This window comes from Mycobacterium sp., from assembly GCF_052145595.1.
Taxonomy (GTDB): domain Bacteria; phylum Actinomycetota; class Actinomycetes; order Mycobacteriales; family Mycobacteriaceae; genus Mycobacterium.
The window spans coordinates 1-10,678 of sequence record NZ_JBKQOI010000383.1 but is presented as its reverse complement, the minus strand read 5'-3'; the positions used below and the strand labels follow the sequence as shown (position 1 = coordinate 10,678).

Below are 10,678 nucleotides of genomic sequence, written 5' to 3'. Positions count from 1 at the left end.
CCGACCCGCACGTTGATGGCCACGCCGAACTTGCGTTCGGCCCGCTCGCTGAGCTGAGCGATGGCGCGGGTGATTTCGAGCCCCGCCGCGACGGCACGCCGCACGTCGTTCTCATGCGCCTTGGGGTGCCCGAACACCGCCAAGAGTCCGTCGCCCTTGATCGAGCTGATATGGCCCTCATACCGCTCGACGACGCGGTGCACCTCATCGCGGTAGCGGCCGACCAGCGTGCGATACGTCTCCGGTTCTAAACGGGTGGACAGCGCCGTCGAGTCGACCAGGTCGGCAAACATGATTGTCAGCCGGCAGATTTCACCGTAGCGAGCCGGCGCGCTGAGCAGGTCCTCGGCCTCGGGGTTGCCGTGGTCGACCGAAAGGACCTGTCCGGCCAACGTGGTCGCGGTCGCACGATCGCCTTCGTTGATCGCCCGCACCGCGCGGTCCAGCAATTCATCGATCGATGTGCTGCTCTCGCCAGGGCTCACCTGCTCCTCCTGCCCAGGATTTGCTAAGGGTACCGGTCAGCCGCGCCGTTTTCAGCGTATGTCAAACAGCTCCAGACGCAGTGTGCTAAACGCGGATCGAGAACACCGCGACCACCGACTCGCGCAACCGCCCGCGCGGTTGACACCGTTCCCAAGACTCCCTCGCGCCGTCGCTAAACATGAGAGCCGCAACGCTGCCGCCAACATCCGGGCGCTCGAAGGAATCACGAAACAGCCCAGACAAGCGGGATAAGGCCTACCTCTGATCTGTTTGCGAGAGGATCTTCTGCGCCCGTGCGCATTCCGGCCAACTAGCGTCACCGGGGAAGCGGCTCATGAGGGCGGCCAGCTCCGTCCGATCCCCGTCGCCGAGCAGGTCGAAAGAATCCAGCAGGCAGCGCAGTTCGAACAGGGTCGCGCCCTGATGCCGTGCGAACTCGAGCGCGGCGGCCAGGGCGTTGCGACGTTCCTGCGGCTCCGCAAACGTGTGAGCGCGCACGCGCATCAGCTCGGCGTCGTGGAAGCGCATTCCCGTCTCTTGCGCGTGGCGCAACGCCATCTCCAATCGCTCGCGCGCTTTCTCCGGCTGGCCTGCGGCGATCAGGAGACGGCCGATGATCGCATCTTTGAACGTGAGATAGACGTTGAGATGCATGAGCCGCGAGCCGTCCACGTGCAGCGCGATCTTGTCCGCCGCGGCCAGCAGCGTAGCGGCGTCGGCGCCGGCGTCCAGCGCGGTCAGCGCCTTGACGGTGTTGTGTTCGGTTCTGCCGACCCACTGCCACAGGTCAAGCCCCGACTCCTGGCTCAGCTGGCGCAGGCGCGCAACCAGGGTGGCCGCCTCCGCGATCTGGCCGGCCTCCAGGCAAACCCAGATCTCCACGAAATACGTTTGCGCCCTATTGCAGGAGTCATGTGGAAAGCTCAGGCCATCGGAGCGCCGCACTGATTCGGCCAACTCTGCATTGGCACGATCGAGGTCCCCGCACACCGTGTGTGTCAATGCCAGGTACTGGTGTGCCGCCGCGATCGGATCCACCGTCACCCACGAAGGGGCGTCCACTATCGCCGGATCGGCGGCCGAACGGTCGGCAAGCGCTCGCAGCAGGTGTTTGCGGGCTGCGGTGAAGTCACCTTCCAGCCAAGCGACCGAACCCAAGAAAGAGGCTATTACGGGGCGACTCCAGGTTCGGTCTTTGGTAATCGGGGCGGACAGTGAGTCGAGCAGTTCACGGGCACGGCGCAGTTCGGCCCGCGGCAGGTAATAGCCGATCAGCGCGGTGAGTGTGGTGAACAACTCGTCTTCGTAGTTGCCGGCGCTCGCCAAAGCCAGGCACCGTTCCAAATCAGCGGGTGCCTCGCCGGTGGTGCCACCCTCGAGGGCACCCATTAGAAAGGCGCGCTCCAGCCGGATCGCGATCTCGCTGCGGTCCCGCGCGGATCCCGCCCCGCAGCCGGTGAGCTGACCGAGTGCGTTCGTGAGGCAAGCGATCGCTTCGTGTACGGCACCACGCCGCCGGGCGCCGACGGAGGCCTTTTGGTACGCCTCGACGGCTTGGACATATTGCTCTGCCTGCTCGAAATGGGTTGCGACCACTCGCCAGTCCGGTTCGGCGGCGGTTGCTGCGTCGACCAGCGCGCCGGCAGCCCGGGAGTGCAGGTCGCGGCGCAGCGATGGCGGCGCGAGCTCGGCGGCCACCTCGCGGAGCAGCTCATGGCGGAATCGCCAGCCATCGGTCCCACGTCGTTCGAGCACACGTGCCCACACCAGTTCCGTTACGACACCGTCGACGTCTTCGGCGCGGTGTCCGACCACGGAGCGAAGCAACGGCAGATCACCGGCGCGCCCAATCACGGCGGCGGCCTCCACCACCGGCACCACATCGCTGCGGGCGTGCAGTCGGGCAAACAGCGGCTCATACAGCGCCTCCGGCACCTCTGGCGCCTGACCGGCCACGTCCAGGCCGGCCACCACATGCTCGAGGTAGAAGGGCACCCCGTCGCAACGCTCGCGTATGGCGGCGCGCTGGGTATCGGTCACGGACGGGTCCAAAGCTTCGATCAATGCGTCGGACTGCTCACCGGTCAGCGGTGCAAGATCGAAAAGCGTCGTCTGCCAATCGGCTCGCAGCCAATCACCCTCGCGTCCGGTCAACACCACCAGCAACCGTCCGTCCGCGGATGCGAGCAACGAGTTGAGCAACTCCGTGGTCGACGGGTCGAACCAGTGCACGTCCTCGGCGATGACCAGGCCGGGCTGGTTGTGTAGGCACGACAGGACGTAGCGGTGCACCGTTGCGCCGATCATCTCGTACAGAGTGCGGCCTTCGACGGCGGCGGGGTGATAGCCATGCTCGGGGCCGATGCCCACTACCGGCGCCAGCAGAGGAACCGCCGTCACAGGATCCATTGCGCACGAGCGCAACTCGGCCTCCAGCAACCGCAACCGCTCAGCGGCGTCAGTGAGCCGGGTAATGCCGCATCGCCGCTCCACCAGCCTGCGCACCGGATGCAGGCCGGTGTCGGTGTGCAGCGGCGAACCCCTGAGTTCAATGACGGTCCCGCCTGAGCCCCCAACGATTTCGGCTGCTTCAGTCGCGAGCCGGGTCTTGCCGATTCCCGGCTCACCACGGAAGACCACGCCCGGAGTGCTCAGTACCCCGTCGCGGGCCCGCTGCCAGCTCTGCTGCAGCCAGCTCTGCTCACGGTCACGCCCGATCAGGGGCGGCGAACCCAGCGGCGGGGCTTCGGGTCGCTCACCAAGCACCTGATGATGGCCGATCAACCCCTCGACGCCCTTCACTGGGGCCGCCGGACGTGTGCTGAGGTCAAACAAGTGACCCACCAGCGGGGCGACCGCATCCGACACCGCCACCGTGCCCGGCTCGGCCAACCCAGCAACACGGGCGGCCAGGTTGGCGGCGAAGCCGTAGACGTCGTCTTGGTCGGTGTCGAGATAGACCAGACCGCGGTGGATGCCGACCCGCACGTTGATGGCCACGCCGAACTTGCGTTCGGCCCGCTCGCTGAGCTGCGCGATGGCGCGGGTGATATCGAGCCCCGCCGCGACGGCACGCCGCACGTCGTTCTCATGCGCCTTGGGGTGCCCGAATACGGCTAACAATCCGTCGCCCTTGATCGAGCTGATATGGCCCTCATACCGGTCGACGATCCGGCGCACCTCATCGCGGTAGCTGCCGACCAGCGTGCGATACGTCTCCGGTTCTAAACGGGTGGACAGCGCCGTCGAGTCGACCAGGTCGGCAAACATGATTGTCAGCCGGCGGATCTCACCGTGGCGAGCCCGCGCGGTTAGCAGGTCCTCGGCCTCGGGGTTGCCGCGGTCGACCGCAAGGACCTGCCCGGCCAACGTGGTCGCGGTCGCGCGGTCGCCTTCGTTGATGGCCTGCACCGCGCGGTCCAGCAATTCATCGATCGATGTGCTGCTCTCGCCAGGGCTCACCTGCATCCTCCCGACCGGGATCGGCTAAGAGTATCGGTCAGTCGCGCGGTTTTCATCACATGTCAAATAGCATTTACGCAATATCTGCGCTGGTCCGGACAATTCCGTGCGGCCCCAGGGACGCAGTGCCGTGCTAAACGCGGATGGAGAACACCGCAACCGCCGGCTCGCCCGGGAGCGCTGATCGGTAGCCGCCGCGGCGCAGCGCGTCGGTCGGTGCGGTCATCGGCTCGAAGCACACGACATCCTCGGCCAGCGGCGCGAAGATCTGGGTCGCCGGATACCCGTGCTCGAAGTGCACCTCGAGGCGGCGTCCGCCGCCGGACACCGCGAACACCGCGCCGTCGTTCACTTGGTCGTAGGCGTCATCAAAAGCGTGGTCGCCCAACCGTTCTTCCTTCGCCGGCTGTGGTTCGGACTCGCCGGTGGGCAGCCCTCGTTCGTCGAGGCTCAAATGCCGCAGCGGCGGCGTCTCGATCGTCCACCCGCCGCGAGCCACGCCCGGCAGGTGTAGGTAGGGATGGAAGCCGAAGCACAGCGGGACCGTCCTGTCGCCGGTTGCGGTGACCGTCGTGCGAACCGTCAGGGTCCGTTCGGCCAGTCGCACCGCCATCGTGAGCACATGCGGGTACGGGAAGCTGGCCAGCAGACTCGAGTCGGCGCCGAAGTCCAGCTCGGCGGTCAGCTCGTTCTCCGACTCCGCCGCCACCCGCCAGCCCGGGTAGGCGGCAAGTACGCCGTGGATGGGCAATCCGTTGGGGTCGGGACGAACACCGTCACGGCCCGGCGTCAGGGTCACCGTCACGTTTTCCGCGGTATAGGTGTTGTCGCCCAATCGATTTGCCCACGGATACAGGATCGGGATTCCCATCGTCTTGCCCGCCGCGACGTAGGCGTCCAGGCCGCGTCGTTGCCCGAGCAGCTGCACGCCGGCGTCGGTCAGCGACGTGCCGATCATGCCCGCCTCGGGCACGAACTGCGCCGCAACCGCTGATGACGGGTCGGTCAGGGTGACGATGCGCATGGCTTACCTCGACTCACCTCGACAGGGGATCATGCTGAATGCGCTCCGGCGGGGCCCCCTTGGCGATCAGGGCGGCCTTGGTGGCGCCGACCATGGCCGGTCCGCCGCAGATCAGGATCTGCCGGTCGCCCCAGCCGCCGTACTTGGTCACAACCTCGGGCAGCCGGCCGATCTGGCGCACGTGCAGGCCGCGTGGCGGGGTGACGTCGGGATAGTCGGCCGCCCACGACGGGTCGCGGCTGTACTCCGAGACCGGCGAGACCGACAGCCACGTATTGTGTGACGCAACCTCCCACAGCGTGGGCAGATCGTAGAGCTCGCAGAGGTATCGAGCCCCGAAGAACAGATGCACCCGTGGGTTGATCGCGTAGCGGCTCAAGTCCATGATCAGCGCCCGCAGCGGCGCCAGACCGGTGCTACCGGCCACCATCAGCACGTCCCCGGCGTCTCGGTCGACATGCAGGCCGCCGTGCGGGCTTGACAATCGCCACCGGTCTCCCAGTCGGGTCTCGCCGACGATGGCGGCGCTGACCAATCCGCCGGGGACCAGTCGCACATGAAACTCGATTCCGCCGTCGGGGTCAGCCGGAATGGCGGGGCTCAGGAAGCGCCAGCGGCGGGGGCACTGCGGAACCTGGACGTTCATGTACTGGCCGGGGTGGTAGTGCAGCGGGCGGTCCAGTTGCAGCCGAACCACCGCGAGATCGCGCGAGACCCGGATGTGCTCGACGACCGTGCCGTCCCACCAGGCGGGTCCCTCGTCGGCGTCGGCGGCGCCGCTCATCACCCCGGTGATCAGGTTGAGCGACTGATCGGCGGCGTCATCGACGGAATCGGTCCACGCCTCGCCCAGCTGACCACGCAGCGTCGCATACAGTGCGCGACGCAACGTGTCGTAATGGCTTGGCAGCACACCGTATTTGCGGTGATCCCGGCCCAGCTGGGCAAGGAAGGCCACCGGCTCTGCGGCCCGCTGCGCGACCAGTTCGCCGTACACCCAGTGCAACGCGTGGGCGAAAGCGGCTCGCTGGCTCTCCATTTCGGGTGGGAACAGGTCGCGGACGGAGACGTCGAGGGCAAACCAGTGGTCGTAGAACCGGTGGACGAGTTCGCTGGGGCCCGGGTCGTCCTGGTTGAAGGCGTCGCGTAGCACCTGCAACGCATCCCGGTCCTCTAGGCCCATGGGCCGTGATCCTTGTCCGACGTTTATATGTTGCACGGTCACGTCTGTGCTAGGGTGACCGACATCATATGACCAGGAAATGATACTAATGCACGTCGTTCCCCGCGATAATCAGACTGTCGATAATCCCAATTCGATTGCGCGCTTCGCCCATCAAGCACGGCTGAACAAGCCAAAACGACTTCTGATGCTATGAGGGGCCCGGCGGTCCTGTTGAACGAACTGAGTCGAGGCATTCTCTTCGGTCGGCGTTCTGACATAGCGGATGTGTCGCGCGTCAGCAAGCAGGACATTCCCGTGGCACCTTTTGCCTATACCAAATCTGGAGGTGCGAAATGTCGTATGTGATCGCGGCGCCGGAATTTGTCGCGGCGGCGGCTTCGGATCTGGCGAATCTTGGTTCGACGATCAGCGCGGCCAACGCCGCGGCGGCATTACCCACGACGACGGTGCTGCCGGCGGCTGCCGATGAGGTGTCGGCGAGCATCGCGGCGTTACTCGGTGCGCACGCACGGGCATACCAGGCGCTCAGTGCTCAGGCTGCGACGTTTCACAGCCAGTTCGTTCAGCTCATGAATGGGGCCACGGGCGCGTACGCGGCGGCGGAGGCGGCTAATGCCTCGCCGTTGCAGACGGTGGAGCAGGATCTGCAGAGCCTGGCGGTGTTTACGCCGGTGAAGGACCTGACGGGGCGCCCGCTGTTCGGCAACGGCGCCAGCGCGACGACGCCGGGGGGGACCGGCGGTGACGGCGGGTGGATTATCGGCAACGGCGGTAACGGCGGGCCCGGCTCCGCCACCTCGCCCGGTGGTAACGGTGGCGACGCCGGCCTGTTGGGTTTCGGCGGCAACGGCGGGTCCGGCTTCAGCGGCGGGACGCCTACCGCCGGCGGCAACGGCGGATCCGGCGGGCTGCTGCTTGGCGAGGGCGGTACCGGTGGGTCCGGCGGTAGTGGTCTGACCGTTGGCGCGAACGGCGCGGACGGCGGTACTGGGGGCGCGGGCGGGCTGATCGGCTCCGGCGGCGGCGGCGGCGGCGGCGGCAACGGGGACATAACCAGCGGCAACGGCGGTGGCGGCGGGGCCGGCGGCGACGGCGGGATCCTGACCGGCCACGGTGGGGCCGGCGGCGCCGGCGGCTTTGCCATCGGTTCCGGCGGCGTCGGCGGTAACGGCGGTGACGGCGGCAACGGCGGAGTGTTCGGAGGCCGCGGTGGGGGCGGCGGCGGCGGTGGCACGGCCACCAGCGTCGGCGGGAGCGGCGGTGACGGCGGGAACGGCGGGCAACTTGGCGGCGGCGGCGGTGCCGGTGGCGGCGGCGGCTTTGCCCTCGATTCCGGTGGACAGAACGGCAACGGCGGCAACGGCGGCAACGCCATCGGGCTAATCGGCGACGGCGGCACCGGCGGGAATACCTTTGGCAACGGGACTCCAGGCACGGGCGGTACCGGCGCGCTGCTGTTCGGCACCAACGGGGCGAACGGGGTGTCGATCTAGCGTCCGTTCCCGGGTGCGCAAAACTTGCTAGGGTTGAGCGGAACAGACTCAACCTTGACGGCGTTGAAGAACGCGACAAGCATTTTTTAGACATCCCCTTCTGACCCCAACGGAGATCGTCGTGGACTCTTTCAACCCGACTACCAAGACCCAGGCGGCGCTGACCTCGGCGCTCCAGGCGGCATCGTCTGCCGGAAACCCCGAGATCAGGCCCGCTCACCTGCTGATGGCCCTGCTGACGCAGACTGACGGGATCGCCGCGCCGCTGCTGGAGGCTGTCGGTGTCGAGCCCGCCACGATCCGCACCGAGGCGCAGCACCTGCTCGACCGGCTGCCGCAGGCCAGCGGCGCCAGCGCGCAGCCCCAGCTGTCCCGCGAGTCACTGGCCGCCATCACCACCGCTCAGCAACTGGCCACCGAGATGGACGACGAGTACGTCTCGACCGAGCACCTGATGGTGGGGCTGGCCACCGGCGACTCCGACGTCGCCAAGCTGCTGACCGGACACGGCGCCTCGCCGCAGGCGCTGCGCGAGGCGTTTGTCAAGGTACGCGGCAGCGCCCGGGTCACCAGCCCCGAGCCGGAGGCCACCTACCAGGCGCTGGAGAAGTACTCGACCGACCTGACGGCCCAGGCCCGCGAAGGCAAACTCGACCCGGTCATCGGGCGGGACAACGAGATTCGCCGCGTCATTCAGGTGCTGTCCCGGCGCACCAAGAACAACCCGGTGCTCATCGGCGAACCGGGTGTCGGCAAGACCGCGATCGTGGAGGGCCTGGCCCAGCGCATCGTCGACGGCGACGTGCCGGAAAGCCTGCGCGACAAGACGATCGTCGCGCTCGACCTCGGCTCGATGGTGGCCGGCTCGAAGTACCGCGGCGAGTTCGAGGAGCGCCTCAAGGCCGTCCTCGACGACATCAAGAACTCCGCCGGGCAGATCATCACGTTCATCGACGAGCTGCACACCATCGTCGGTGCCGGCGCGACCGGCGAGGGCGCGATGGACGCCGGCAACATGATCAAGCCGATGCTGGCCCGCGGCGAGTTGCGGCTGGTCGGCGCCACCACGCTCGACGAGTACCGCAAATACATCGAAAAGGATGCGGCGCTGGAGCGCCGTTTCCAGCAGGTGTTCGTCGGCGAGCCGTCGGTCGAGGACACCGTCGGCATCCTGCGCGGGCTGAAGGAACGCTACGAGGTGCACCACGGTGTGCGCATCACCGACTCGGCGCTGGTGGCGGCCGCGACGCTCTCCGACCGCTACATCACCGCGCGCTTCCTGCCCGACAAGGCCATCGACCTGGTCGACGAGGCGGCCAGTCGGCTCAGGATGGAAATCGACTCGCGGCCGGTCGAGATCGACGAGGTCGAGCGTCTGGTTCGCCGGCTCGAGATCGAAGAGGTGGCGCTGTCCAAAGAAGAGGACGAGGCGTCCAAGGAGCGGCTGGAGAAGCTGCGCGCCGAGCTGGCCGACCAAAAGGAAAAGCTCGCCGAGCTTACTACCCGTTGGCAGAACGAGAAGAGCGCGATCGACGTCGTCCGCGAGCTCAAGGAGCAGCTGGAGACCTTGCGCGGGGAATCCGAGCGCGCCGAGCGCGACGGCGACCTGGCCAAGGCCGCGGAGCTGCGCTACGGGCGCATCCCCGAGGTCGAGAAGAAACTCGATGCGGCGCTCCCGCAGGCCACCGCCCGTGAGCAGGTGATGCTCAAGGAAGAGGTCGGTCCCGACGACATTGCCGACGTGGTGTCGGCATGGACCGGCATCCCGGCCGGCCGGATGCTGGAAGGCGAGACCGCCAAGCTGCTGCGCATGGAGGACGAGCTGGGCAAGCGGGTCATCGGCCAGAAGAAGGCCGTGCAGGCCGTCTCGGACGCGGTGCGTCGCAGCCGGGCAGGGGTTTCCGACCCCAACCGTCCGACCGGTGCATTCATGTTCCTCGGGCCGACCGGTGTCGGTAAGACGGAGCTCGCCAAGGCGCTGGCCGAATTCCTGTTCGACGACGAGCGCGCGATGGTCCGCATCGACATGAGCGAGTACGGCGAGAAGCACTCGGTGGCCCGCCTGGTCGGCGCCCCGCCCGGCTACGTCGGCTACGAGGCCGGCGGTCAGCTGACCGAGTCGGTGCGACGCCGGCCCTACACCGTGGTGCTGTTCGACGAGGTGGAAAAGGCCCACCCGGACGTGTTCGACGTGCTGTTGCAGGTGCTCGACGAGGGCAGGCTCACCGATGGGCAGGGCCGCACGGTCGACTTTCGCAACACCATCCTGATCCTGACGTCCAACCTGGGCTCGGGTGGCAGCGAAGAGCAGGTCATGAACGCGGTGCGCGCCACGTTCAAGCCGGAGTTCATCAACCGCCTCGATGACGTGCTGATCTTCGACGCGCTGAACCCGGAAGAACTGGTGCAGATCGTGGACATCCAGCTCGCCCAGCTGGACAAGCGGCTCGCCCAACGGCGGCTGCAGCTGGAGGTGTCGCTGCCGGCCAAGAAATGGTTGGCGCAGCGCGGATTCGACCCGGTCTACGGTGCCCGGCCGTTGCGCCGGCTCGTGCAGCAAGCCATCGGCGACCAGCTGGCCAAGCTGTTGCTGGCCGGCGAGGTGCACGACGGCGACACCGTTCCGGTCAACGTCAGCCCGGACGGAGATTCCCTGATACTGGGTTAGTCGGCCCGTGATTGGGTTGTGACCTGGTCGGATTCTCTATTCCGGCCCAACAGCAGATACCCTGTGTTGGATGGTCCCCCTATGGTTCACGCTGTCCGCACTGTGCTTCGTCGGTGCGGTGGTGCTGCTGTACGTCGATATCGATCGGCGCCGCGGCCGCAGCAGGCGCCGTAAATCGTGGGCGCGGTCGCACGGGTTCGACTACGAGCGTGAATCAGCCGACATCCTGAAACGCTGGAAGCGCGGTGTGGTTTCGACGGTCGGTGACGTCGCGGCCCACAACGTCGTGCTGGGCCAGATCCGCGGCGAGGCGGTGTACATCTTCGACCTCGAAGAGGTCGCCACGGTGATCGCGCTGC

General features: G+C 67.2%; 6 protein-coding genes and 1 pseudogene. 3 read left to right on the top strand and 4 right to left on the bottom strand.

Annotated features, from left to right (window positions below; translation table 11 throughout):
* The 4 genes from ACLP4W_RS30870 to ACLP4W_RS30855 form a co-directional block, all read right to left on the bottom strand.
* Positions 1–485, bottom strand: a 485-nt coding sequence (locus ACLP4W_RS30870; protein ID WP_442391496.1) for an adenylate/guanylate cyclase domain-containing protein, incomplete at its 3' end; no start/stop codon positions are given.
* Positions 486–741: 256 nt separating this feature from the next.
* A complete protein-coding gene (locus ACLP4W_RS30865) occupies positions 742–3,954 on the bottom strand; it encodes an ATP-binding protein (RefSeq protein WP_442391494.1) in 3,213 nt (1,070 codons plus the stop codon).
* Positions 3,955–4,081: 127 nt separating this feature from the next.
* Complete coding sequence (locus ACLP4W_RS30860; protein WP_442391492.1) at positions 4,082–4,972, bottom strand: aldose 1-epimerase; 891 nt, start codon at positions 4,970–4,972, stop codon at positions 4,082–4,084.
* A 13-nt stretch (positions 4,973–4,985) separates the two neighbouring features.
* The gene (locus ACLP4W_RS30855; RefSeq protein ID WP_442391490.1) at positions 4,986–6,155 is read right to left on the bottom strand and encodes an FAD-binding oxidoreductase; all 1,170 of its coding nucleotides are present in this window, start codon (positions 6,153–6,155) and stop codon (positions 4,986–4,988) included.
* Positions 6,156–6,490: 335 nt separating this feature from the next.
* Here ACLP4W_RS30855 and ACLP4W_RS30850 point away from each other — a divergent pair, with 335 nt between their 5' ends.
* From ACLP4W_RS30850 to ACLP4W_RS30840, 3 genes and pseudogenes are all read left to right on the top strand, one after another.
* The gene (locus ACLP4W_RS30850; RefSeq protein ID WP_442391488.1) at positions 6,491–7,651 is read left to right on the top strand and encodes a PE family protein; all 1,161 of its coding nucleotides are present in this window, start codon (positions 6,491–6,493) and stop codon (positions 7,649–7,651) included.
* 121 nt (positions 7,652–7,772) lie between these two features.
* A complete protein-coding gene (clpB, locus tag ACLP4W_RS30845) occupies positions 7,773–10,319 on the top strand; it encodes an ATP-dependent chaperone ClpB (protein WP_442391487.1) in 2,547 nt (848 codons plus the stop codon).
* A gap of 70 nt (positions 10,320–10,389) precedes the next feature.
* Positions 10,390–10,678: pseudogene (locus ACLP4W_RS30840) on the top strand (trehalose monomycolate transport factor TtfA); the annotation flags it as partial.

Excerpts from the sequence above, each read along its gene's own strand:
- ACLP4W_RS30865 (WP_442391494.1), bottom strand. The coding sequence starts at position 3,954 with ATGCAGGTGAGCCCTGGCGAGAGCAGCACATCGATCGATGAATTGCTG.
- ACLP4W_RS30860 (WP_442391492.1), bottom strand. The coding sequence starts at position 4,972 with ATGCGCATCGTCACCCTGACCGACCCGTCATCAGCGGTTGCGGCGCAG.
- ACLP4W_RS30855 (WP_442391490.1), bottom strand. The coding sequence starts at position 6,155 with ATGGGCCTAGAGGACCGGGATGCGTTGCAGGTGCTACGCGACGCCTTC.
- ACLP4W_RS30850 (WP_442391488.1), top strand. The coding sequence starts at position 6,491 with ATGTCGTATGTGATCGCGGCGCCGGAATTTGTCGCGGCGGCGGCTTCG.